20 protein-coding genes are annotated in these 25,178 nt (G+C 65.0%); 10 read left to right on the top strand and 10 right to left on the bottom strand.

The features are described 5' to 3' along the window. Positions 1 to 45: 45 nt before the first annotated feature. The gene (locus tag LVJ94_04925; protein ID WXB06588.1) at positions 46 to 1,662 is read right to left on the bottom strand and encodes a transglycosylase SLT domain-containing protein; all 1,617 of its coding nucleotides are present in this window, start codon (positions 1,660 to 1,662) and stop codon (positions 46 to 48) included. Positions 1,663 to 2,871: 1,209 nt separating this feature from the next. Here LVJ94_04925 and LVJ94_04920 point away from each other — a divergent pair. Together LVJ94_04920 and LVJ94_04915 are read left to right on the top strand one after the other, a co-directional pair. Further along, positions 2,872 to 4,953, top strand: coding sequence for a hypothetical protein (locus LVJ94_04920; GenBank protein ID WXB06587.1), 2,082 nt, complete (start codon positions 2,872 to 2,874; stop codon positions 4,951 to 4,953). A gap of 241 nt (positions 4,954 to 5,194) precedes the next feature. Next, on the top strand, positions 5,195 to 6,544 hold the full coding sequence (locus tag LVJ94_04915) for a hypothetical protein (protein WXB06586.1): 1,350 nt from the start codon (positions 5,195 to 5,197) through the stop codon (positions 6,542 to 6,544). Positions 6,545 to 6,554: 10 nt separating this feature from the next. Here LVJ94_04915 and LVJ94_04910 read toward each other — a convergent pair whose 3' ends face one another. Then, positions 6,555 to 7,016, bottom strand: coding sequence for a hypothetical protein (locus tag LVJ94_04910; protein WXB06585.1), 462 nt, complete (start codon positions 7,014 to 7,016; stop codon positions 6,555 to 6,557). Positions 7,017 to 7,077: 61 nt separating this feature from the next. Then, positions 7,078 to 8,649, bottom strand: a complete 1,572-nt coding sequence (locus tag LVJ94_04905) for a VanW family protein (protein ID WXB06584.1) — start codon at positions 8,647 to 8,649, stop codon at positions 7,078 to 7,080. Positions 8,650 to 8,743: 94 nt separating this feature from the next. On the opposite strand from LVJ94_04905, the gene allB reads away from it, so the two are divergent. The 5 genes from allB (at position 8,744) to LVJ94_04880 (ending at position 14,533) form a co-directional block, all read left to right on the top strand. Next, positions 8,744 to 10,117: an allantoinase AllB gene (allB, locus tag LVJ94_04900; GenBank protein ID WXB06583.1), complete on the top strand. Its 1,374-nt coding sequence runs from the start codon at positions 8,744 to 8,746 to the stop codon at positions 10,115 to 10,117. Then, the gene (alc, locus tag LVJ94_04895; GenBank protein WXB06582.1) at positions 10,114 to 11,685 is read left to right on the top strand and encodes an allantoicase; all 1,572 of its coding nucleotides are present in this window, start codon (positions 10,114 to 10,116) and stop codon (positions 11,683 to 11,685) included. The genes allB and alc overlap by 4 nt, the downstream gene beginning before the upstream one ends. Before the next feature lie 9 nt (positions 11,686 to 11,694). Then, positions 11,695 to 12,063: a hydroxyisourate hydrolase gene (gene uraH, locus LVJ94_04890; protein ID WXB06581.1), complete on the top strand. Its 369-nt coding sequence runs from the start codon at positions 11,695 to 11,697 to the stop codon at positions 12,061 to 12,063. 53 nt (positions 12,064 to 12,116) lie between these two features. Then, on the top strand, positions 12,117 to 13,292 hold the full coding sequence (locus LVJ94_04885) for a urate hydroxylase PuuD (protein WXB06580.1): 1,176 nt from the start codon (positions 12,117 to 12,119) through the stop codon (positions 13,290 to 13,292). Between the two features lie 131 nt (positions 13,293 to 13,423). Beyond that, positions 13,424 to 14,533 carry an ATP-binding protein gene (locus tag LVJ94_04880; protein WXB06579.1) on the top strand — a complete coding sequence of 370 codons (1,110 nt, stop codon included), beginning with the start codon at positions 13,424 to 13,426 and terminating at the stop codon, positions 14,531 to 14,533. Between the two features lie 21 nt (positions 14,534 to 14,554). Here the strand turns inward: LVJ94_04880 and LVJ94_04875 are convergent, their stop codons facing one another. The 6 genes from LVJ94_04875 to LVJ94_04850 are packed head-to-tail and all read right to left on the bottom strand — an operon-like array spanning position 14,555 to position 21,127. After that, the gene (locus LVJ94_04875; GenBank protein WXB06578.1) at positions 14,555 to 15,841 is read right to left on the bottom strand and encodes an aldolase/citrate lyase family protein; all 1,287 of its coding nucleotides are present in this window, start codon (positions 15,839 to 15,841) and stop codon (positions 14,555 to 14,557) included. Further along, a complete protein-coding gene (locus tag LVJ94_04870) occupies positions 15,838 to 16,797 on the bottom strand; it encodes an FAD binding domain-containing protein (GenBank protein ID WXB06577.1) in 960 nt (319 codons plus the stop codon). The genes LVJ94_04875 and LVJ94_04870 overlap by 4 nt, the downstream gene beginning before the upstream one ends. Then, the gene (locus LVJ94_04865; GenBank protein WXB06576.1) at positions 16,797 to 17,294 is read right to left on the bottom strand and encodes a (2Fe-2S)-binding protein; all 498 of its coding nucleotides are present in this window, start codon (positions 17,292 to 17,294) and stop codon (positions 16,797 to 16,799) included. The genes LVJ94_04870 and LVJ94_04865 overlap by 1 nt, the downstream gene beginning before the upstream one ends. Positions 17,295 to 17,302: 8 nt before the next feature. Next, positions 17,303 to 19,558 carry a xanthine dehydrogenase family protein molybdopterin-binding subunit gene (locus LVJ94_04860; protein WXB06575.1) on the bottom strand — a complete coding sequence of 752 codons (2,256 nt, stop codon included), beginning with the start codon at positions 19,556 to 19,558 and terminating at the stop codon, positions 17,303 to 17,305. 10 nt (positions 19,559 to 19,568) lie between these two features. After that, complete coding sequence (locus LVJ94_04855; GenBank protein ID WXB06574.1) at positions 19,569 to 20,189, bottom strand: NTP transferase domain-containing protein; 621 nt, start codon at positions 20,187 to 20,189, stop codon at positions 19,569 to 19,571. Further along, positions 20,186 to 21,127: an XdhC family protein gene (locus LVJ94_04850; protein WXB06573.1), complete on the bottom strand. Its 942-nt coding sequence runs from the start codon at positions 21,125 to 21,127 to the stop codon at positions 20,186 to 20,188. Before LVJ94_04850 ends, LVJ94_04855 begins: the two co-directional genes overlap by 4 nt. Before the next feature lie 97 nt (positions 21,128 to 21,224). Between LVJ94_04850 and glgC the strand changes: the two genes are divergently transcribed. After that, positions 21,225 to 22,487, top strand: a complete 1,263-nt coding sequence (gene glgC, locus LVJ94_04845; protein ID WXB06572.1) for a glucose-1-phosphate adenylyltransferase — start codon at positions 21,225 to 21,227, stop codon at positions 22,485 to 22,487. Between the two features lie 25 nt (positions 22,488 to 22,512). Further along, positions 22,513 to 23,217 carry a metallophosphoesterase gene (locus LVJ94_04840; protein WXB06571.1) on the top strand — a complete coding sequence of 235 codons (705 nt, stop codon included), beginning with the start codon at positions 22,513 to 22,515 and terminating at the stop codon, positions 23,215 to 23,217. 16 nt (positions 23,218 to 23,233) lie between these two features. Here the strand turns inward: LVJ94_04840 and LVJ94_04835 are convergent, their stop codons facing one another. Then, complete coding sequence (locus tag LVJ94_04835; protein ID WXB06570.1) at positions 23,234 to 24,448, bottom strand: hypothetical protein; 1,215 nt, start codon at positions 24,446 to 24,448, stop codon at positions 23,234 to 23,236. Between the two features lie 230 nt (positions 24,449 to 24,678). Between LVJ94_04835 and LVJ94_04830 the strand changes: the two genes are divergently transcribed. Continuing rightward, positions 24,679 to 25,113, top strand: coding sequence for a gamma-glutamylcyclotransferase (locus LVJ94_04830; GenBank protein ID WXB06569.1), 435 nt, complete (start codon positions 24,679 to 24,681; stop codon positions 25,111 to 25,113). The last annotated feature ends 65 nt before the right edge of the window (positions 25,114 to 25,178 follow it).

Here is a 25,178-nt window from a genome sequence, read left to right as displayed (position 1 = left end):
GGGGCGCTCCTTAGCACGAGCACGCCCGCTAGGCTAAGAGAGCCTCTAAGGCAACGATCCTGGAGCAGGCGGCGTCGGCAGCGCCCCAAGGGGTTCCGGTGCGAACGGATCGTCGGCCTGGGCGCCGGGATCGGCCTTCTTCGAGTTCGCGGGCAGGTAGACGACCACGACGTCGCCTTCCTTGAGAACCTCGTTGCGGTTCTTCCGATTGATCCGCTCCATCGACGCCGGCGTCACACCGTAGCGCTTGCCGACAATCTCAATGGTTTCCCCGAGCTTGGCCGGCACGGTGATGCGCCGTCGCCCTTTTTGCCCTTCCCAGTACGTAAAAAAATCCTCGGTGCCGACCGCGATGGTGCGCACCTGGTTCTCCGACAGCGAGAGCACTTTGCTCAGATCGGTATCCGGCGGCACGAACAACTGCAGCGTCATCCCTTCTTGCAACCGACCCGCCGGATCGATCTCGTTCCACCGGCGAATCTCGTCCACCGTCACGTGGAAGGTCGTCGCCACGTCGCGCAAGGTGTCGCCCGTCACCACGCGGTAAAACACGCGCCTTCGATCGGGGTAGACGAACACGTCCGACGGCACGATGGCCACCGGCTTGTCACTCGTCGTGGGCGCCGCCACCGCTCCACCCTTGGCTGCAGGCACGAGGAGCACCGTCCCTCCGCGCACCACCTCGCCCGGTGCCATGCCATTGAGTTCCGCCACCTTGGACGACGTCACCCCGCGCGCGTTCGCGATTTGTTCGACCGTCTCGCCGAAGCGCACCACGTACCGCTCCGGCGCCACGTAGTTCTTCTTGATCTTGCTCATGTTCTGCGTGAGCAAGGCTCCTTTGCCGACGGGCACCTTCACCGGATAGCCGGTGGAGTCCCCTTCGGAGGCGGGCGCACCCTTCGCTTTTTGCTCGGCCTTTTCACCCGGATCGATCGGCGGCGTGCGCTGCGCGCGAAGTTCCAGATTGAGATCCACGATCTCCTTCGTCGGCAGCCCAATCGCGGAAGCCACCTGCGAAAGCGCCGTGCCCGGGGGCACCACGACCTCGTCGAACTCCACCGGCGGCTCCATCTTGTCCTCGGAGAGCCCGAAGGCCGCGAGGTTCTTGCCCACGATGGCCGCCGCCATGATCTTCGGCACGTAGAGCGTCGTCTCCCAAGGGAGCGCGCCCTCGAGACGTGACAAGGTCCAGAAGTCGTTCGTGTTGAACTTCCGCACGACCCCCAGCATCCCCGCGTACCCCATGTTGTACGAGGCGATGGCGAGCTCCCAGCTCCCGAAACGGCGCTGCAGATCCGCGAGAAACTCCGTGGCCGCCTCCGTCGCGAGCTGCGGATTCAACCGGTGATCGACCCAGCGGTCTTGCGCGAGCCCATATTGCTTGCCCGTCTCGGGCATGAATTGCCATAGCCCCAACGCCCCGACGGGCGATCGGGCGGCTGGATCGAAACCGCTCTCCACCATCGCAATCCAGAACAAATCCTCCGGCACCGATTTTCGCCGCAAGATCGTGCTCACCATCGTGCGATAGCGCCCCGAGCGACGGTGCCAGATGGCCAGCATGGACCGACCGCGCGGATCCTCCTTGAAGAACTCCAGGTAGCGCACCACGCGGGGGTCCCAGCGGATGGGGAAGTCCGGCAGCTTCAGGTCGGCCATCCACCCGAGATTTCTCCCACCTTCTGCGGAGGGAGGCGCACTCGGAACAGGTGCCGGTGGAAGCCCCGACGCATGCACGTGCGGCCGATCCGGCGAGGAGCTCAAAGGCGACGGCAACTCGGTCGGCCAGGTCTGTCCGGGGACCGGAGAAGCAGGTGGAAACAGCTCTCGTTCCGCTTCGTGCAAGCTGCGCAGCTCCGCGCTCTCGTAGCCCGCGGCTACATCGTCGTTGGTAGAACCACCAGCAACTTGTCGCCTCGCATTCGCATCGGGATTGCGAGTGGAAGATTTGACCCGAGACGACCCCGCGCTGCCCTTCGCGGGTGCCTTAACGGCAGTTATCGGCTTCTTTTGGGGGGAAACCTGGGGAGACTTCGATAACCTCCCCCCCGCCCCGTTCGGGGCGTGGTTCGTGATTCCTCCCCCTCCGGGGGGGACAGCTGCCGAAACTGTCGAAGCTAACGTGGGCACGAACGTGGGCCCGAGTGCGCTGACAAAAACGACGAGCGGATGGAAAAAAAATCTTCCGCGTCGGAGCATGGTTCGAGGCATCGCATCTTGATGAGACCTCGTCAAATTCTCGAAAAATTGACGCAGGTTACTTGTAGGAGAGCACTCACTTCATGGGATAATGTAAACCGAGCTCCCAGGTTACCCTCTCTTGCTTATGAAAGTCCGTTCCAGAATGCTTGGAATGAACCCACGGGGCAGCGTCGGCTATAAGTCGGTGCTTTCCCAAATCTAACGGACTGCGAGCGGTCCGGAGGGGGCCTCCTTCGAAGGTCGTGCGCGACCTTGAAGATGTTCCCCTACACAGGAGCTGGGAGGTGTTACTTACCCTCTGCTCCGAGTCCGTGAGGCACTCCCGGGCGCTTACAGGGTCGGACGTGTGATGACGCCGTCCACCTTGCTCGCCGTCATTTAGCCGCAAGGAGCTGCGAAGATATGAAGTTGAATCTCCGGGGGGAGTCACTGCTCGCATGTGTGAGCATTGTCACGGCAACGATCGCGCTGGGGTGTTCCTCGGGTGACAGCAGCACCGGGGGGCGCACGTGCACTGCCGTAACGGCGAGCGAAATTGTTGCGCGTCCAGCAGCACGACTTTTTTTGACGTCTGGACTGATATCGAAGTTGAAGGCACGTGCGTCGGCTAACGATGCTGCGTGGACCGCACTCAAAACGAAATGCGATGCCTTGACGACCGCAACGATGAATCCGCCCAGCGGTGCGGCCTATCCGAGCGGCGGCGCTGTCGGACAGGGCTATCAAGGTGAGGAATACGTCCCGCCGATCATGTCACTTGGCCTCTGCTACCGCGTGACCAACGATACGGCCGCGCAGCAAAATTATGGCGCTGCCGGCTCTCGTTTGCTCGAGGCGATGTCCACGCCGGCCGGCTCCGGTGGGCAGCAGCCGTCGACGGACTCGGGATACGGTATTCGCAATTACGGCGTCGGTATGGCCTTTGGGTACGACTGGCTTTACCCCGCGCTCTCCTCGTCCACGCGGCAGCGGGTCATCGATTCGCTCAATACGTGGATCGACTGGTACGACGCCTCTGGCTTCAGCCGTGACCAACCCATTGGCAACTATTTTGCCGGCTACCTCCTGGCAAAGACAGCGACCGCGCTCGCAACCGACGGCGAAAATTCCAAGGCCGCAGCCTACTTCGACGACGTGAACACCCGCCTGTGGGGCAAGCTGGTGAAGCCTGCGTTCCAGCGTTCGATGACCGGCGGCGGTTGGCCGGAAGGCTGGGGTTACGGACCGAAAGCGGTCCGCAGCGTGATCGAGTTCCTCTGGGCGGCGAAGACGGCGCGCAACCTCGATTGGATCAGCGAGGTCCCGCAGGCCCGCGATCAAGCGAATTATCTTTCTTACTTCGCTTGGCCGTCGCTGAAGCACATGGATGATCAAGGCACCGTGCGCGCGGGCACCAACATCGCGCCGTCGGCGTCGCTGGCCTCGGCCATCGCGACGGTTCTCGGTGAGTTGGGCGATGCGGCGGCCTCGCGTGCGCGATCGTTCGCGGCGGACGTCATTGCCGCGAACGACGATCGATCGCCGTGGCAGAAATTCCTTTATTGGGATCCCTCCGCGGCCAAAGCGCCTTACCAAGATGCCAATCTTTCGTATTTGGCAAAAGGCCCCGGGCACGTGGCCATGCGTTCGGCGTGGAAGTCCGATGCGGTGTGGGGCGCGCTGGAAAGCGGCACGTACATCAACGCGCCGGATTCGGGCGAGCAGATGTTCAACCAGGGAAGCTTGAGCATCACCGTGGGTGACGCTCCGGTGCTGGTGAACGGCACGGGGTGGATTCCCCAGGTGGCGGGAACGAGCGGCGAGGACTTCGTTTATCAAGACTCGTGGGGTAAGAAGTCGCGCACGCTCTACAATACGTTCTTCGTCATGGATTCGAACAATCCGTACAATCCGGGTCAGGCGTCCGTGCCACCCGAACAAGCGCAGACGCGCGTCGAGCGCTACGAAGAGGGCGGCCTCTTCGTGCGTGCGCGGGCGGCCGACGTCGAGCAGATGTACAAGGGTGGGTCACTCAAGAACTTCACCCGCGACCTCGTGTATCTGCGCCCCGGCACGTTCGTGCTCTTCGATCGCACCAGCGTGGCCTCCGGGTCGGCCGACCAGTGGCTCGCGTTCCACGTGCCGGCAGCCCCGGCCACCATCTCGACCTCCGGTGGCCCCCGCTTCGACATCTCCGCAGGAAGCGTGCACCCGCTGCTTCCGCGCAATGCCAACGTGCAGCCGGTGAGCTTGCCCGGTGGCGTGGTGCGCCTCGAGGAGCACTCGGCTGCGGGCGCCGATCAGCAGTGGCTCACGGTCATCAACGCCGGCGGCGCGGCGCCCGAGCACGTGCGCCTCTCGTCCGCCGACGGCAACGTGGCCGGCGGCAACGTCGTGGGCGTTCTCGTGCAGAGCGCACGCAATCAGGTGGTCCTCTTCCCCGGCGATGTCGCGGACACGTCGACCACGAAGAATGCGCGTTACACGGTAAGGCAGAGCGCCGATGCGGATCACCTCCTCGTCGACGTGGCCCCGGGCGGCTACTCCGTCACGGCCTCTGGTTCCGGTGGCAACCTCACCGTCGACGTGAAACAGGGCGGCTCGCTGCAGGCGTCCGCCCAGGGTCAACTTTGCTACTCCGTGTCGATGTCGGGCGAGGTGAAAGCCTGCCCCGCCGCGCCGGCCGCCGTCTCCATCACCGGCGCATCGACCGACCCAGCGTCCACTGGCGATGGCAGCACGAACGGTGCTTCAGCGGCTTGTCCCTAATTCATAGGGTTTAGAGGATAGGGGTTAGGGGTCAGGGAAGAGAAACTTCCCTGACCCCTTCTTCATTTCCATTCCCTAAACCCTAAACCCTAACCCCTATACCCTCTGCTCTCTGGCGTATCGCGCGTTGTGCATTGGAGCCAATACCGCCATTCGCACGAGCCTATACGAAATGTTGGATCGTCCGGCCATCAGGGGGATGAACACCCTTCCCCGGCCCCCACACGGAGGACAATCAAACATGAATCGACTTTCACCTTTGCTTGGGCTCGTATTTTCGTCCTTCGTCGTAGCGCTCGCGCAGCCCGGTTGCGCCGCTTCCGACTCGAGCGAATCGGGCTCGGCACCCCTTGCCAACACCAACGGCAATGGGCAGCAAGGCGGTGGCACCACGGATTTTTGCAAGGGTGGCGGCGCGACGATCCCGCTCCCCGGCGGAGATCTCTGCACCGGCGATCTCGGCAAGAAGCTATTTCGATTTGCGACGTGCTCGTGCAAATCGACGAATGTCGCTGGCGTGCTCACGACGGATTCGTTCAATTCGAATACGGGCGCGGACAAGCGGAATGGCGCCTCCGTTGGCGCCAACGAGAAACTCACCGATATGGGTGGATTCAGCATCGGTGGTTCGGTTTACGTCGGCAAGACCGGTGATGCGAACGGCGTTGGCTTCCAGGGCGCCGGCGCAGGAAAGGTCGCCTACGACATTTGGTCGGGCAAAGACGTGAGCCTCTCGGGCGTCGTCCAAGTTGGTCGCGATATCCATGCGACCGGCAACGTCTCTGCCCTCGGCATCGGCAGCGTGGGCGGCACGGCGCACCTCAGCGCTGGCCACTCGATCAATGGCTTCATGGGCGCCAAGACGGTGACCGAGAACGTCAACATCGAGAATCCCTGTGACTGCGAGAAGAAGGTCGATGTCCCGGCCATCGTCTCGAACTTCAAATCGACCAACGACAACGCGGTCGCGCACATCGACGAGAATACGTTCGCGCAGCGTGCAGGCGTTCAGAACATGACCCTGCCCTGCGGTAAGTACTATCTGTCGTCGGTGGGCGGATCGGGCGTCACCAAGATTCGCGCGGAAGGCCGCGTGGCGATGTTCGTCGCGGGCGACTTCAACGTTGCCGGCGCGTTCGACATCGACTTGGCCGACAACGCGGAAATCGACCTCTTCATCGCGGGCGATTTCAACGTCGCGGGCGCCACGCAGTTCGGCTCCCTCGCCAAGCCGTCCAAGGTGCGCGTCTACGTCGGCGGGAAGAACTTCCGCTTCGCGGGCGCCATGGCCGTGGGCGGCAACTTCTACGCGCCGAATGCCACCATCGCACTGGCCAGCGCCTTCGCGATGTCCGGCTCCATCTTCGGGGACAACCTGCAGATGGGCGGTGCGTTCACCATCCACTACGACGAGGCCATCCTCGATACGCAGGGCTGCAAGCCGCCGCCCCCTCCGGGTGGCTGCAAGACCAGCGACGACTGCGGCGGCCAAGCATGCGTCAACGGTACGTGCGGCTCCTGCACGGTCGACGAAGACTGCAGCTCGCCGCTCTACTGCGTCGAAGGCAAGTGCGTGAACATCGTTCACTGATCCGAGGCGGTTAATCGGCTGCCTTGCGTGACTTCTTCGACTTGCCCTTGGCGGTCTGGCCTTGGGGTTTCTGGAGCCAGTTCTCCACGACCCTGAGGACTTTGATGGAATCGGTGTAGCGCAACTCCATGTTCCGCAGCGTCGGCTCGTCCACCTGGGTGGTCACCACCACCTGAAAGAGGTCGAGCCGCGCTGCGATGGAGATGCGGTTCTCGTCGACGACGGCCATCGCGCGGCGCGAATGGCGGCGAACGCGCTGGTCGGGTTCCCGCACGATCATGTCGCGCACGGCCCGGGAGCGTGAGTCGATCTCGCGCACCCCCTGGCCCAAGGCCTCGAGGCGGGCGCTGGTGGATGCCGGCTTCGCGGTTTGCGTTGCGCCGGCCGGCATCGTATCCGCGTGCCCGAGGCTCGGCGCGATAAGGGTCGCGCTCGTCAGAACTAGAACCGACAAAAACCTGGTGACGAACATGGGGCCCCCGCTCTCGCTCACCTCATTTCGATGTGGCGAGGCAGGCCCCCGTGTCTCACCTTCAACGACGTATGGTCACCTTCTTTACCGGCTTGGATTGTGCCAACGAGGGCGCGTGCGCCCCGGGCGCATCTTCCATCACGACCGTGGAGACCGGCTGCGTGGTGGCCGGGGCCAAAGGCGTCGGGCCCGTCGCGGCCAGTGCCGCAGCTGCCGTCTGCGCGCTGGTGTCGCTGCCTTCGCCCTCGTCTTGGCTCACGGTGGGGAGGGGCGGCAGCTGCGCCACGTCGAAGCCGGGCGGCACGTTGTAGATCTCGGTCGTCGGCGGGTAGAAGTCTTTGTTCTTCTCGACCCGCTCCTTGCCACCGCGAAAGCGAAGAACGCGCTCGCGCTCGATGCGGTAGCCGAAGATGCCGTGCTGCTTGACGATGACCTTGTTGCCGGCGAGCGCCTTCTCCTCGATCTTGCGCGGGTATGGCAAGGTCTGCACCACGTCGCGTGAGAAGCTGACCGTGGCCGGGCGGCTCTTACCGAGCATGGCCACGCGCAGGCGGTTCCCGTCGACGACCGCGTGAAGCACGATGGGAAAGCGGAACGGGTTGCGCAGCTTCATGTCGACCACCGGGTAAACCACGGTGGCGTCGAGGCCCATGGGGATGTACGCGCTCGGGCGCGAGTGCGGCAGGCGCTCCACGATGTCGAGCCCCGCGAAAAACGCGGCGGCGTGAACGGTGGACGCGACTTGGCACGTGCCGCCGCCGACGCCCTCGACCATCTCGCCTTTGAAGATCTCCCAGCTCTTCTGAAATCCGTTTTCCTCGCTGCGCTCGCCCACGACGTCGTTGAAACTGACCAGCTCCCCGGGCGAAAGCACGAGGCCGTCGAGCTTGAGCGCGGCATTGTCGATGTTCTGGCCGCGGCGGGATTGGTCTTTGTTGCGCGAGAAGTACGTGAGGTACTCGCTCATGACCGTGTGCACGTCGATGGTGCGCACGAAGTCGCTGGTGACCCGCGGGGCGAAGTTCTTCACCGGCAAGGCGACGCGAACGGGAGAGCCAGGCTCGCGCGAGGGTTCACCGGCGAGCTTGGCCAACGCGGCGATGGTCGCATCGAGATCGATGAAGTGCCCCACCCGCTCCGGCACGACCGTCTGCTGCTCGACGTTGAGCCGCGCCGAAATGGGGCCGACGTCCTCCTTCTCCTTGATGCGTTCGACGGCGGCGGAAACCGCGTTCACGTCGACCTTCGCCAAGAGGGGCACGTCGAGCTGACCGCGCCGGGCACGGGCGCTTTCGTCGGCGCGCCGCAGAACGTCTCCCTCATGGCCGATGGCGCGTGCGAGCGCGAGCGCCCGCTCTTCGTCGACGCCAACCCCCAGTTGCCCGAGGGTGGCCTCCACCGCGACGTGATCGTTCATCACCAGCGCCACCTTGCGCTCGGCCACCGCCCGCGCCCGCGCCGCGATGAACGACGCGGCGTCACCCTGTAGCGCCACGCCATCGATGGTGAGCCCCGGCACGATCTCGTCCGCGGGAAGAAAATGCCGATAGAGCGGAATCGCCCCCGCGCCAAGGCCGGCGAGCAGGCCCACGGCGAGGAGTGCGCGCGTCAACGTGGGAAAACGAAGGACCATCTTGTATCCAAAACGCCTTCACCATTATCCACCATTCCCGGGTCCGCTGCCGCATGGAAAGCGCTAGGCTCCTGCTCGAAACGATGGAAACCGCATGAGTATCGAACAATGCCTGCGAAGCCGACGCGTCGTCACGCCGGAAGGGGTGCGCGCCGCCTGCGTGCACCTGGCGAAGGGGCGCATCGTCGCGGTGGAGGCCTGGGATGCCGTGCCCGACGGCTGTCCCCTGGAGGACGTGGGGGACCTGGTGCTCATGCCGGGCATCGTCGACACACACGTGCACGTGAACGACCCGGGCCGGAGCGATTGGGAAGGCTTCGAAACGGCCACACGCGCCGCCGCCGCCGGCGGGGTGACCACGTTGATGGACATGCCGCTGAACAGCATTCCGCCCACGACTTCCGTGGAAGGGCTGCTGGCGAAGCGCAAGGCGGCCGAGGGTCGAATCCAGGTCGACGTGGCCTTGTGCGGCGGGCTGGTGCCCGGCAATGCCAAGGAGCTCGCGCGCATTTTCGATGCGGGCGCCTTCGCCTTCAAATGCTTTCTTGCGGAGTCGGGCGTCGATGAATTCGGCTACGTGAAGGAGGCCGATCTCGAGGTGGGCATGCGCCACCTGGCCGAGATTGGCGCGCCGCTCCTGGTGCATGCCGAGCTGCCAGGGCCCTTGGACGAGGCGGCACCGCCGGAGCTTTCACCGGACGAGGCGCGCCGGTATGCGCATTACCTCGCCTCGCGCCCCAAGCGCGCCGAGGAAGAGGCGGTGAACATGGTCTTTCGCCTCGCGGAGCGCTTCGGAACCCGCGCGCATATCGTGCATCTCTCGGCGGCGACGGCGCTGCCGATTCTTCGACGCGCACGCGATGCGTCTCTTCCCGTCAGCGCGGAAACGTGTCCGCATTATCTGTCGTTCGCCGCCGAGGAGGTGCCCGACGGCGCGACGAGCTACAAATGCGCACCGCCCATCCGCGAGCGTGAGAACCGCGAGTTGCTCTGGGACGCGCTGCGCGAAGGGCTGCTCGACCAGGTGGTGACGGACCATTCGCCGGCGCCGGCCGACTTGAAATGCGTCGGCTCGGGCGACTTCATGCGCGCGTGGGGCGGCATCGCCTCGCTGCAGTTGGGCCTGCCCGCGGTGTGGAGCGGCGCACGCATCCGTGGGCGCTCCGTGGCGGACGTCGCCCGCTGGATGTGCGAGGGGCCGGCGCGCCTGGTGGGGATCTTCGGGCGAAAAGGGGCCATCCAGGCCGGCGCCGATGCCGATTTCGTGGTGTGGGACCCCGAGGCCACGTGGACCATCGAGGCGCCACGGCTCGAGCACCGGCACAAGATTACGCCGTACGAGGGGCGCTCGCTCCATGGCGTGGTCGTCGCCACGTATTTGCGGGGGGAGAAAATCTACCAGCGGGACCGCGAAGATCCCTTCATCGGGACGCCGCAGGGAAGCTTGCTTGGACGAGGGAATGTATGACCGATTCGAAATTCACGCAGCTCATGGATCTGGCCGCGGAGCGATTGGGCGGCGCGGTGATCTACGCCAATGACGAGTTCTTCGCCGAGAAAGAGAATCTTCTCAAGGCCACCAACCCCGTATTCGTCGAAGGCAAATACACCGACCGCGGCAAGTGGATGGACGGCTGGGAAACTCGCCGGCGACGCGTACCCGGTCACGACTTCTGCATCGTGCGCCTGGGCCTGGCCGGCGTGGTGCGGGGCGTCGTGGTCGATACGGCGTTCTTCAAAGGCAATTACCCGGCGGCGTGCTCCATCGATGGGTGTGCCATGCCGGGACGCCCCACCGGCGAAGAGCTCGCGTCGGAGTCCACGCCGTGGGTGGAAATCCTGCCCAAGACGATGCTGAACGGCGATACGCAAAACCTGTTCACCATCGACGCCGGGCTGCGTCTAACGCATTTGCGCTTTCACATTTACCCCGACGGCGGCGTCGCGCGGTTGCGCGTGCACGGCGACGTGCTCCCCTCCCCACGGTGGGCCGGCCGCCCCGGGGCCGAGGTCGATCTGGCGGCCGCCGAGCACGGGGCGCTGGTGCTCGCGTGCAACGACATGTTCTTCGGCTCGCGCCACAATTTGATCATGCCGGGCCGCGGCGTGAACATGGGCGACGGGTGGGAGACCAAACGCAGCCGCGCGGAAGGCCCAGATTGGGCCATCGTGCGCCTCGCCGCGGAGGGCACCGTCGAGCGCATCGAGGTGGACACGAACCACTTCAAAGGCAATTACCCGGACAGTTGCACCATACACGGGATTCATGCTTCGCCGGACGCCACCACCGACGAGCTATTAAGAATGCCGGTCGCCCAAAGCGGCGAACCTGGGGTAGCCGACGCCTCGAAGTGGCGTGAAATCCTGCCGCGCACCAAGTTGCAGGCGCACACGCGGCACTTCTTCGAGGAGGAGCTCACCGGTGAACGCGGGCCCTATTCGCATATCCGCCTTTCCATTTTCCCCGACGGCGGCGTGAGCCGGATGCGGGTGCACGGCACGGTGACGGCCGCGGGACGCGAAGCGCTGGGCATTCGGCATTTGAACTATGCGCCCGTTCCGGAGTTGGCGGCGTTGCTCACGAGCTGCTGCGGCGCGCGCGCGTGGGTCGACAAGATGGCGACCTTGCGACCTTACCGTGATCTCGGCTCGCTGGTGGCGCAGGCCCGCGACGTCTGGCAGTCGCTTGGAAAGCAGGATTGGCTCGAGGCATTTCGACATCATCCTCGCATCGGGGGCGGCAAAGCGGAGGCCGCGACCAGCCAAACGGCAACCACGTGGTCGAAGGGCGAACAGGCTCGCGTCGCCGATGCAAGCCGTGCCACCCAGGAGGAACTCGCCCGCGTCAATCGCGCCTACGAGGAGAAATTCGGCCATATTTACATCGTTTGTGCGACGGGAAAGAGCGCCGAGGAGATGCTCGCCATCGCGCAAGATCGGATGAAAAACGACGCCGACGCAGAACTTTCCCGCGCAGCGGACGAACAGCGAAAAATCACGGAAATTCGGCTCGACAAGTTGGTCCGGGGTGGGTAGCGAGGAGCGATGAGCATCGGCATCACCACCCACGTTCTCGACACGGCCCGCGGGCGCCCGGCTGCGGGCGTCCCGATTCGCTTGGACCGACGTACCGTTCAAAACGGGCCGCAAGCGTCCCTGCGAGAAGGCACGTGGACGGAGCTCGGTCGCGGGGTGACCGATGCCGACGGGCGCCTGCGCGACCTTTTGCGCGAGCCACTGGTGGCCGGCGAGTACCGTCTCACGTTCGACACGGAAACGTACTTCGCCGCCGCGGGCACGGAGGGCTTTTTCCGCGAAGTGCAGATTGCCTTCCTCGTGCGCGAGGCCGCCTCGCACCACCACGTGCCGCTGCTTTTGAGCCCATTCGGATATTCGACGTACCGCGGGAGCTGAGGCCCGCCTTCGGGAGAGTTACTTTGGATTCGAATCTGCGAGAGCTTTTCGATTTGCTCATACGATGGGTGCACCTCATCGCGGGCATCATGTGGATTGGCAATTCCATGCTTTGGAATTGGCTGGATCGCAACCTCGTGCCCCGGGCCGACGCGCCCGAGGGCTTCGAGGGTGAAATCTGGCTCGTCCACAGCGGCGGCTTCTACCAAATGGAGAAGAAGCAGCTCGCGCCGAACCAGATGCCCAAAGTGCTCCACTGGTTCAAATGGCAGGCCTACACCACGTGGATGAGCGGCTTTGCGCTGCTCTTGCTCGTCTATTACATGGGCGATGCCTCGTTTCTCGTGGATCCGGCGGTGGCCAAACTCAGCCACGGCGCGGCGATGGGCATTGGCCTGGGCAGCTTGGCGGGCGGCTTTCTCGTCTACGATTTGATCTGGCGTTCGCCGCTGCGCACCAAGGAGCCGATTGCCATCGGGCTTTGCTTCACGCTGCTCGCGGGAATCATTTACGGATTGAACCACTTGTTGAGCGGGCGGGCCGCGTTCATTCACGTGGGCGCGCTGCTCGGCACCATCATGGTGGGCAATGTCTTTTTCCACATCATGCCTTCGCAGCATGAACTGATTGCGCTGACCAAGGCGGGAAAGAGGCAGGACGCCAAGCTTGGAAAACACGCCAAGCAGCGCAGCATTCACAACAATTACATGACGTTTCCGGTGCTCTTCATCATGTTGAGCAACCACTTTCCCAGCACCTACGGCAACTCGCTCAATTGGGTTTTGCTGGCGGTGCTCATGGTTTCGGGCGCACTGGTGCGCCATTTCATGAACATTCGCTTCTGGTGGCCCCATTGGGGCATCGCACTTGGTGCCACGGTCGTCATTGGCGTAGGGACGACGTTCGCACTGATGACGCGCACCTCGGGGCCGCCGGTCGCGCAGGCTGCGACCGATACCGGGGAAAAGGTCGACTTTTCGGCCGTTCGGATTGTCATTGGGCAGCGCTGCGTGCCCTGCCATTCGGCCACCACCACCGACGATCAGTGGAAGGTGGCACCGAGCAATGTGACATTCGACACGCCCGAGCAGATAAAAATGTATGCGGAGCGCATCAAAGCGCGCGCAGTCATCAACAAAACGATGCCATTTGGCAATAAGACCGGTATGACGCAGGAAGAACGCGACCTTTTGGCGCGTTGGTTCTTGCAGGGTAGCCCGGTCCAATAGGGTCAATAGCGCAAGCGTTCGTAAAAAAAAAGACCCTCCGTTTCCTGCCTGTTCGAGCGACGTAGCGCCCACCATGTCATCGTGAAGGGGGTCCGAAAATGGGCATTCGGGAAGGTCACGCGTTACGGTCCATGACGTTGCCGTGCGGTTTTTTCCGCGCGGCATTCGAGCAGGCGCACGATCCGATGCTGGCCGTGGGCAGCGACGGGCGCGTGCTGGAGGTCAATCGGTCCGCGTGCGATCTGTTCGCCCTGCCACGCGAACAGATCCTATGCCGCAAGATGGGCGACTTCGTGCGGCCCCTGCGCGAGCCGGCGGAGCCGCCCTCGGAATCGGGCGGTTTTCCCAGCGCATCCAATCGCGAAAGCGTGTTCGTGCGAACGGACGGAAGCACGCACCCCCTCGAGGTGACCGTCTGGAGCGACGTCGAACCCGACGTGCACCTGGTGATGGCGCGCGATCGACGCAACGGGCGCGACGTGCACGAGAGGGAGAATGAGACGCATTGGCTTCGCGCCGATCGCTTGGCCACCTTCGGCATGATTGCCGCCTCGGTGGCGCACGAAGTGAACAATCCGCTCATGTACGCGATGACCAGCTTGCGCGTGGTGATGGAGCACATGCCCGAGTGGGCGAAGCTTGCCGAAGGAAATGCCTCGGGCGACCTCGCAGTTGCCATTGCGCGGGATATGCATCCGCTCACCATCGCATTCGAGGGAATGGCACGCATCGCGCACCTGGTGCGCGATCTTCGCGGCGCCACGCGCGAAAGCGACGAGCGGGCGCACGTGGATTTGCGCAACGTTCTCGAGTCGTGCCTCAATCTGGCGCACGGCGAGATCAAGCAGCGAGCGCGTGTGGTGCGCGATTATGACGAGGACGCGTTGGTCTTTGGCAACGCCGGACGATTGGGGCAGGTATTTCTCAATTTGCTGGTCAATGCGGCCCAGGCCATTCCGGAGGACCAGCGCGGCGGCGAGATTCGTATTGCGGTGCGGACCGTGGACGATCATTGGGTTCGGGTGGAGATCGCCGACAATGGCGCGGGGATCGCGCCGGGGGACATGACGCGGATCTTCGAGCCGTTTTACACGACCAAGCCGGCGTCGGAGGGCACGGGCCTGGGCCTCTACATCGCGCGCGCTGTCGTGCACGAGATGGGCGGCCGCATCGACGCGGAGAGCGCACTTGGCGCGGGCACCACGATGCGCGTGACCTTTCCGAGGCGCGTCGAGCGATAGCCTGACATTTCGCCCTGCGCTTCATCGAGCAAATGGACTTGGAAAGAACGAGCGACTGCGAATTTGCGCGACGGTGAGGCCCGTGGCTTGGGCCTCGTCCTCGGTGATGGCGCCGCAGTGGAGGCCGCGTAGGAAGAAGTTGAGCAAGCCTTGGCCGGTGGCGGCATCGTCGAAGACGTCGCCGACCAAGGTGGCTTGGGCGGCTTTTGCAACGAAGTTCTTCAAGCGTTCCGAGGCCGCGGGAAGAGCCTCGAGGAAGAAGCCGTAGACGGCGGCGAAGCGCGTGGGGAGCTGGGCGGGGTGCAGGTCCCAGCCTTGGTAGAAGCCCGCCTCGAGGGAGCGGCGCGTATGGCGCATGTGGATCTTCCATGCATCATGCACGCTTTGGACGTCGCCCACGGGAAGGATGTTCGTGGCGCCGTCGGAGAGCCAAACGCCGGTCCCGGCGAGGCTGACTTGCATCACGTGCTTGGCGAAGTCGCAAGCGGGGTGGTCCATGCGTTGGTGCGCGGCGATGATGCCGCAACTCGCCGTGTAGTCGTAGGTGCCGAGGTGCGCGGCGATGCAGCGGCCGCGTGCGGCCTCGATCAAGGCGGGCAACGCGGCACGCCCCGTGGCGTCGAGGATGGCCTGCGTCTGCTCGATCATGATCTCGAAGACGAGCGTCCCCGCGGCGAGACCGAGGCGCGATTCCAGGAGCTCGAGCGCGTCCGCCATCGCGGCCACCTGCTCCGGGATTTGCACCTTCGGCAACGTCACGACGTAATTCGGCGGAAGCTTGCCGCCCGTGGCCTCGAGCAGCGCCGTGAGAAAACCATCGAGCGTGCGCAGCGCGCGAGCCTGCGACTCCGCCGTGAGCGGCTTGATGCGGATGCCGATGAACGGCGGCAAGGTTCCCGCGGCGAGGCCTTTGGCCATCTCCCCGGCGGCGGCGACGGCGTGCTGATCTTCCTCCGCATCGGCGCGAACGCCGTAGCCGTCCTCGAAGTCGACGCGAAAGTCCTCCACCGGCTCACGACGCAATTTGTCCTGCACACGCGCGTACACCGTTTCGGCGAGCGCCTCCGGAAGGCCGATAGCGCGCGCAAAGGTCCCCGCATCCGGCGCACATTTGGCCAGCGCCCCGAGGGCCAACTCGCCCAGCCGCGGCGCCGTGCCCGCACGAAAGAGGTGCGCGCCACCGTAGACGGTGTGCACGGGCTGGCGCGCATTTCGCTCGCCGGGATAGCGCTGGGCAAAGGCTTGGTTGGCCTCGTGCAGCCTCGAACGAATCGGGGCCAGCGCGTCCTCGGTGAGACTCGTTTTCACTTGGCTTGGCTCAAGGCGCGGCGCACCAGACTGAGCGCAACATGCATGCGGTACTCACCGGTGCTGCGCACGTCGTCGATGGGGCGGATGTCGCGTGCGAGTGCCGCGTCCACCTCGTCGCCCTTCACCGACGCGAGCGCACGACCTTCGAGGTACGCCTGCACCTGCGCGAGCGGGTGCGTCGTCGCCGCCACCGACGCCATGCCGAAGCGCGTGTGGCGGATCGTGCCGTCCTGCACCTCGATGACGCTGGCCAGTGCCACCTTGGAGATGGACTGCGCCTGCCGCGTGCCGACCTTGCGCCAGATGACGCTCGCCATCGCCGGATCGGGCACGCGCACGTCGATGCGCACGATGAGCTCGTCCGCGCGCATCACCGTCTTGCGGTACCCCGTGAAAAACTGGGTCAGCGGAACGATGCGCTCCTCCCCCTTCGCCGAACCACCCGCGGTCGGAGCGGAGAGCAGGTGCACATTCGCATCGAGCGCCATCAGCGCCGCGACGCCATCGGCCGCCGGCGACGCGGTGGCGATGTTCCCCGCGAGCGTGCCCCTCGTTTGAATCTGCACCGCGCCCACGTCCTTGGACATCTCCGCGAGCATCGGGATCTTCTGCAAGACCAGCGGATCCTGCCGAAGGTCCCAATACGTCACGCCACCGGCGAACACGAGCCGATCGCGATCGACGGAGAACTCGCGCTCGATGGTGCGAAACCCCTCGACCCCGGTGACATCCACCACCAGATCCACCGCGTGGGCGCGCTCCACCGGGAGCAGATGCCGATCGACGATGACGTCCGTACCGCCCGCGAGCACCATCGTCGAGCGATGGTTCGCCGCGGCCTCCGAGAGCGCCTTCACCGCCTCGACAGCGGTCTTCGGGCGAATCAGCTCCGTAGCTTCTAGCCCCGCCGGCGCGTGCGCCGCGCGCGGAAGTTTTGCCGTGGACTGCAACATCAGGGTGCTCCCCCAGGCCCCGCTTGGGGGGCCGTGCTCGCGTGTTGCGAGGCCAATTTCGCGGCGTGCAAAATCGCATCGACGATGCGCTGGTAGCCCGTGCACCGGCAGATGTTGCCGGCGATGGCGTCGCGCACCTGGTCCTCCGTGGGGTTGCGGTTCGCGCGCAAAAGCGCGTCGGCCGCGACGAGCATGCCCGGCGTGCAGATGCCGCATTGGGCGCCGCCGTCTTCGACGAAACAGCGCTGCAAGGTGGAAAGCGCGCCGTTGGGATCGTGCAGGCCCTCGACGGTGGTGAGGGCCTGGCCCTCGCACTGGCCCGCAGCCACCAGGCACGAGTTCACCGGCACGCCATCGAGAAGTACGGTGCAGGCGCCGCACTCACCTTCGCCGCAACCTTCTTTCGTTCCCGTGAGGCCCATGGGGCCGCGCAGCACATCGAGCAGGCGCGCGAGCGGCGGTGCCTCCACCTCGCGGGCCACCCCGTTGACAGTCATTCGAAGCATCATTGGATGTTACTCGTCTTGGCATTCTTCGCATAGGCGAAGAGGTTCTCGGGAAGGAGCGGGAGATGGTTGCACTTTGCACCAATCGCCTGCTCGACGGCTGCGGCCACCGCCGGGGCGCCTCCGTCCATGGGAAGCTCGCCTACGCCCTTGGCGCCATTCGGACCACCGGAGAACGGATGCTCGACGAGGATCGTCTTGAACGCGGGGGCGTCTTTGCTCGTGGGGATGACGTAATTCGTCATGCGCGGATTCATGATGCGGCCATCCTTCCACACGACGTTCTCGTAGAGCGCCCAGCCGATGGCCTGCAGGGTGCCCCCCTCCACCTGCCCGGCGCAGAGCACGGGGTGGATGGCTTTGCCGATGTCCTGAGCGGCCCAAAAGCCGAGAATCTTCGTTTCGAAGGTGTCCTGATCGACTTCGACCTCCGCGATGTCGCATCCCCATGAAAACGTGGGGTAGGCATCGCCTTGGTACGTGTCGTCGTTCCATTGGTTCGCGACGGGGGGCTCGTATTGCACGAGGGACACGATGGGCTCCTTCGCAGCGTCGAGCAGGCGATCGCCGGCGGCGGCGAAGGCCGCGTGGTCGCCACCCTTCGTCCAAAACGCAGACCCCCGCACCTTTTCCGCGACCTCTTTTGCGGCCGTGCCGACGATGGATCCCACGACCATGACGGTGCGCGATGCGACCGTGGGGCCAGAGTCGGGCACGTGGGTGGTGCACGGCACCTCGAACTCGATGGCCTCGAGCGGGACGCCCGCCGCGGTGGCGGCGATCTGCCGGAACACCGTCTCGGTGCCTTGGCCGATGTCCGTCGAGGCGGTGCGGATGCGCAGCTTCCCACCGCGCTCGAGATCGACCTGCACCTTGCCCTTGAGGCGGCGCTCGCCCGAGCCGGTGAATCCCGCCCCGTGCATGAACACGCAAATGCCGATGCCGCGCCGGCTCGTCCCCGTCGTCGCCTGCTTCGCGTAGGCGGCGCGCTTTTCGTAGTAGCCGCTGTCCTTCACCGCGCGCTCGATGCACTCCTCGACGCCGACGCTTTCCTTGAGGGTCTGCCCGGTGACCGTGGTGGACCCAATCTTGAGCAGGTTCTTCTTTCGCAAATCGAGCGGATCCACGCCGAGCTTCTCCGCCAGGCGGTCCATGTGCCGCTCGATGCCCCAGATGGTCTGCGGCGCGCCAAAGCCACGGAAGGCGCCGTTCGGCGGAGTGTTCGTCGCCACGGCCTGCGCCGCGACCCGCGCGTGCTTCCACTCGTACGCGCCCGCGGCGTGGAGCAAGCCACGCGAAAGAACGACGGACGTGAGCGTGGCGTACGCCCCGCCGTCCATCACGCAGTCGACCTTGAGCGCGACGAGTTTGCCGTTTTTGTCGCAGCCGGTGGTGATGTCCACGCGCGCCGGGTGGCGCTTCGTGGTGGCCTCGATGTCCTCCTTGCGGCCATAAATCATGCGCACGGGGCGCTTGCTGGCACGGGCGAGAAGCGCGGCGTGTGCGGCGAGGATGCTGGGGTATTCCTCTTTGCCGCCGAAACCGCCGCCGGTCACCGCTTGCGCGATGTGCACCTGATCGCCCTCGAGCGCGAAGGCGCGCTTCATGGCCTTGTGCACGTAGTACGGACACTGGAGCGAGCCGGTGACGTGGACGCCCGCCTCGTCCCACCAGGCGATCATGCCCTGCGGTTCGATGTAGAGCTGCTCCTGGTGGTGCACCTCGTAGCGCCCGGAGAGAACGATGTCGCAGCGCGCGATGATGTCGTCGATGCTGCCGTGCTCCCCGTCGATGTGGTGGCGGATGACGTAGCGCTTGAAGACGTTGTCCTCACCGAAAATAGACTCTTTGCGCGCCAAGGCCTCGTCGAGGGTGAGCACCGGCGGGAGCGGCTCGACGTCGAGGGTGATGGCCTTCATGGCGCGCTGCAAGCGCAAGGGGTCGGCGCAGGCCACGAGGGCCACCGGCTCGTACACGTGGTTGATGGCGTTCGCGGCGAGGAGCGGCTGATCGTCCTCGATGAGCGCGACCACGTTGTCACCCGGGATGTCCGCGGCGGTGACGACGGTGATGCCCGTCCAATCGAACGAGGGATCCTTCTTGATGCCCCGCAGCTTTCCGCGCGCGATGTCGCTTCGCACAGTGGCGCCGTAAAGCTCGCCCTCGGCCGCGTAATCGTCGATGTACAGGGCGGCGCCCGTAACCTTGGATGCGCCATCCGTGCGCGGCACGTTGGTGCCGATAAGGTTGCTCATGGGAACTACTCTATCCGTGAAGGTGCGCTTCACGAAAGACCACGCGCGCAGCAAAGCGGGGCGATGCATTCGCGACGTTCCGAAAATCTTCCGGCGTATCCAGATCGACGCCGATGGCGGGATCGTCCACGGGCACCCGCACGCGCGCCGCCCCCAGCGCGTGCAGCACATCCCGCAACGGAAGCGGTAACGCACTGCGATAGGGTGCGAGCACTTCACACCGGCAGAGGACGGGATGACCGCCCCTCTCCTTAAAGAGAGGTGTCGCGGCCTGGGCACCATCGTCCAGCGCGGCACGCAACGCGGTGAACGTTTCCTGGCTCGCCGGAAATGCATCCACCGGCGTCACCAGAATGCGCTCGCCCTCGCCGAGCGCCCGCAGACCGACGGCCAGCGATCCCGCGGGATCGGGCGCCTCGGAACGTGCGATGGTCAAGGACGGACACGCGCTCGCATCGAGCACCTCCGCCACCTCGGGGCGCACCACCAACACGACGCGCCGGCACCTTAAAAGGAGAGCGCGCTGAACGTGTCGCTCCGCCAGCGTAAGTCCGTCGATCTCGAGCAGGGCTTTCGGCCCGCCGATGCGTTGCCCCCGACCCGCGCCGAGAACGACGGCGTCGACGGTCATCGTGTCTTTCGCCAGCCGATCAATTCGGCGGCAATGGCCACGGCGATCTCCTCCGGCAGGCGCGCATGGATGTCGGCGCCGATGGGCATGCGCATCCGCGCGCGATCCTCCATCGAAAAGCCTTTGGCCTCGAGCCGATCGCGCGTGCGCTGGGCTTTCGCGCGGCTGCCCACGCCACCGACGTACGCGAAGCCCTTGCGAAGCGCCCACTCGATGGCGGCTTGATCGAGGGCGTGGTCGTGGGTCATCACCACCACGACGCCCTCGCGTGGGAAATCTGCGCCGACCTCGTCATAGTCACCGAGCACCAAGCGCACGCCGGGGATGCGCCCTTCGTCGCTCCATTCTTCGCGCGCATCGCACACGGTGACCGCGAAGCCCACGCGGGCCAAGAGCGGCGCGGTGGCCGTGGCGACGTGACCGGCGCCGACGATCAGGCATGGCGTGAGCGCGTCGATGGGCTCGAACAAAAGGTCGGCTTGGCCGCCGCAGCACATTCCCAGCTCGGGACCGAGCCGAAAATTGCGGATTTGATGCTGCGTGACCGACTTCTTGCTGCCTTTGTCGATCGGGCGCTCGAGCATCTCCGCGAGGGCCGCCAGCACCTCACGCTCGATGGCGCCGCCACCCACGGTGCCGAACGCGGAGCCATCCGCTCCAATGTAGAGTTTTTGCCCAGGGGTCGCCGGAGCGGACCCATGGCGTGCGATGACCGTGGCCATCGCGCCAGGCACACCGCGGCGCGCGCGTTCTGCAGCCATTTCGAGCACGCGCGGGACATCGGCGCCCAATGGGGACAAAGAAGACAGCGGGAACCGACCTTGCTCCGTCCCCTGCGCATGCGCATCTCGAGCGGAATTTCCCGGCAAACCAGACTCGGCGGAGCGAGCCTCGTGAGGAGCGGGCGTGGGAGAGGGCAGTGGGATCAGCTTCGCCATCGGGCTTCCTCCATCTCGTACCATGCCGGCCTGCGATTTCCGCGAAAACTCCCGGGCTCGATTTCACCAGAGCAGGTTAGACTCGGCCCCATCCTCCATGGTGGCGTGGAATAGCATCGACCTCAGGCAAGTGCTCGTGATGATCCTCGCTGGCGGCGAGGGTAAACGTCTTCATCCGCTCACGTTGGAGCGGGCGAAGCCTGCCGTCCCCTTTGGCGGACGCTATCGCATTATCGATATCGTTTTATCCAACTTCGTCAATTCGGGCCTCACCCGCGTCAAAGTGCTCACGCAGTACAAGAGCGCTTCGCTCGAAGAGCACATCTCGCGCGTGTGGCGACTGTCTCCCCTGCTCGACAATTGGATCGAGCCCATTCCGGCGCAACAGCGCCGCGGGAAACAGTGGTACCGGGGGTCGGCCGACGCGGTCTTCCAATGCATGCACGTCATCTCCGACGAGAAGCCGGAGCTGGTGTGCATCTTCGGAGGCGACCACGTCTACAAGATGGATGTGCGGCAGATGCTCGGCTACCACGTCGACAACAATGCCGAGGCCACGGTCGCCGTCATCCCCGTTCCGAAGGCCGAGGCCACGGACTTCGGCGTGGTGGAGGTCGACGAGCGCGGCAAGATCATCAAGTTCCACGAAAAGGTGAAGAATCCGCCCACGATGCCCGGCAATCCGAACATGTGCCTGGCCTCCATGGGCAACTACCTCTTCAAGACCGACGCGCTGGTGCGCGAGCTCGAGGCGGACGCACGCATCGAGGAGAGCGCACACGACTTCGGGCACGACATTCTGCCGCGCATGGTCGCGGAGGGGCGCGAAGTTTTGGCCTACGACTTCGCCACCAACGTGGTCCCGGGCGAGGACGAACAGCCCCAAGGCGTCGGCTATTGGCGCGACGTGGGAACGGTGGACGCGTACTGGGAAGCGCAGATGGACCTCATCGCGACCCATCCGCTGTTCAACTTGTACAACAAACGCTGGCCCATCCGTACCGGGGCCACGCACGATCCGCCGGCGAAATTCGTCTTCCGCGACGAGGCGCAAGCCCGCGTCGGTACCGCGACGGAATCGCTCGTCTCCCACGGGTGCATCATCTCGGGTGGTCGCATCCACCGCAGCGTGCTCAGCGTCGGGTGCCGTACGAACTCGTTCAGCGAGGTCGTCGAGAGCGTGCTTTTCGAGGGTGTGCAAATCGGCCGTTATGCGCGGATCCGCAAGTGCATCATCGATAAGGACGTGGAAATCCCGCAAGGTGCAGAGATCGGTTACAACCTCGAAGCGGACCGGCAGCGCTTCGCGGTGACCGAACAAGGGGTGGTCGTCATCCCGAAGCGCGCCAAACTGAAGTAACGCTGGTATCGATGAGAGAGGGCCGATGAAAGAGGGCCGCACCGTCATCGTCGGAGACGTGCACGGCTGCTGCGACGAGCTGCAGACGCTGCTCGATCGCATCGCGTTCCACACCGGGGATCGCCTCGTTTTCGCGGGCGATCTCGTGGCCCGCGGCCCCAATTCGCGCGGCGTGCTGCAGATTGCACGCCGCACCGGCGCCATCGTGGTGCGGGGGAACCACGATGCGAAAATCCTCGCGTACCGGGAGGCGCTGAAGGACAAAAAGCGCCCGCCGGTGAACCTGGGGAAGAACCACCAGGGCGTGGTCGAGTCGCTCACCGATCCGGATTGGGCGGTGGTCGAGACGTCCTCGCTCTGGGTCGACCTTCCCGAGCACGACGTGCGCGTGGTGCATGCGGGGCTCATTCCGGGCATCCCCATCGAGAAGCAGGATCCCAAGGTGCTCATGCACGTGCGCACGGTCGCCGACGGCGCGCTCTGGGGTGAACGCTACGTGGGACCGCCTCACGTCATCTTCGGGCACAACGCGGTGGAGAAGCTGCAGATCCACCCATGGGCCACGGGGCTCGACACGGGCTGCGTCTACGGCGGCAAACTCTCCGCTTTGGTGCTCGAGCACGGCGAGCGCGTGCCGCAGCAGGCGACGCGGCGCATGGAGAAGATCGTCTCCGTGCCTGCGGCGCGCCTCTATTACGATCCGATCACGAAGAACCAGGTCGACCGGTAGCGGCTCGCCTGCGGCGTCACACGCTGCAGAGGAGCACCCGATCCCACGAGGGCTCACGCACCGACGTGGCCGCGAGGAGCATGAGTCCAATGCCCGCCGCCCCCGCGCGCAAGGTGCGGCTCTCGCGAGGAGGTACGCCCGGAATCGCCAAGCCATACCACTGCCGCGCGGCGTCCTCGAACGCGGGATCCTCGGTGAGCGCGAACAGACGCTGGAACGTGTGCGCAACCCCGGCCGCACCGTGGCAGAAGAAGCGATCGCGAAGACCGGACACCTGCGGCTCGACACTCGCCACCGTACGGGCCATGCGCGCGAACACCTTTTCCGCCTCGACGTCTCCCACCGCACGCGCCGCCGTCGTCAGCGCGAGTGCCGCGCCGGGATTGCCATGGCACCACGCCGTGCGCGCGGGCACGGGCGGAACGTTCGGCGCCACGTGGTGCGGAAGCGCGATCGCGTCGCCACCCCCTTCCCGAATGGCCTGCGCGAGCGTCCACTTGAGCCCCTCGCGCAGCAGGGAACGAATGGGCGCCCCACCGAACCCCGCATCGTCGGCGCGCGCGAGGAGCGAAAGCACGCCGGGCACACCATGGGCGAGTCCCAAATCGACATGCCCATTCGGCCTTTGGCGAAGCGCCTGCGCCGAGAGAAAGCGCGGAAGCGTCCACCACGAGACGCCTTCCCGCCGCACGATGGCGAGCCGCTCGAGGTGCTCGACCGCGCGGGAAACGATTTGCGATTTGCGCGCAGCGTCGCGCAATTCGAGACCGTAAACGGCAATACCGACGAGGCCCGTGGGCAAATCGAAGTTGCCATTCCAATCCTCGACGTCGAGGCATTGTGCGAGCCGCTCGTCGAGCATCTCGATCCGCGCGTCCGTGTGGATGACGCCCAGGCGTGCCAGGTGTTCCGCCGTCCAAGCGACCCCGACGTAACCCCCCAGGAGAGAGGGGAGCTGCGAGGGCTCGGCCGCAGCCTCGAACGCGGAGGCCATATGAAGGCGGCATTGATCGGCCCAGCGCTGCTCGCGCGTTTCCAGCGCAAGGTATCCAAAGAACAAGGCCACGTCGCCGTCGGCCACACGCGGTGCATCGGAGGCTCGCCGTTGGAGCCCCTCGGCCACCCGGCGCAAGCTTGCATGTGCAACCTCACGCAGGCCTGCATCCAAGGTCACGCGCCACGGCAACCGCGAGCCAAGCCTGCCCCCTACCCCATCCAACGACAAAGGCATGGAGCCCGCCTCATACCGTATTTCGCGGCCGGTGGCGCACCGCACGATTTCACCGCTCACGTTCATTCAACACGCAACCCTGCGAAGGCTTTACCCAAAAGTAGCGCCTTTTTGGCGGGAAAATCTAAAAACGAATGTACCAGCCATGTACCAGTCGCTGTACCGGGTGTACCAAACCGGGACATCGTCGCGACGTCGCGATCATCCACCCGCCTCAGGAGAGAGCCCTCATGACGATGCCCCGTGTCTGGACGTTCTTTTACGGTTCGTACATCAACCTGGACGTCCTCAAAGAAGCAGACCTCGTGCCCGAAAATGTGGAACGGGCCACACTCGGCGGCTTCGATATTCGAATTGCCCCTCGGGCCAACCTCGTGCGATCCGATGCGCATTCGGTGTATGGCATCCTCGCCACCGCCACGCACGTCGAGCTCGCTCGGTTGTACAAACACTCGCAGGATATTCTTGGGGAAACCTACCTTCCCGAGGCCGTGCTCGCGCGCACGTCCTCCGGGGATTACCGCCCCGCCCTCTGCTATTTCTGTCCGGATATGGTTCCCCGGCCGGCGGAGGCGGCCTATGTGAACCGCATCGTGGTGGCCGCACGGCAATTCCAATTTGCGGATGAGTACATCGCGCGCGTTTTGGCCTTTGCGCCGAAATGAATCGTGGGAAAGTATTCGCCGTGAAAGAGCATCGACCGCGCGCGCGGTCGATGCGAACGTTCTAC

This window comes from Sorangiineae bacterium MSr11367 (genome assembly GCA_037157805.1).
Taxonomy (GTDB): Bacteria; Myxococcota_A; Polyangia; order Polyangiales; family Polyangiaceae; genus Pendulispora; species Pendulispora rubella.
This window is presented reverse-complemented; position numbering and strand designations above follow the sequence as displayed.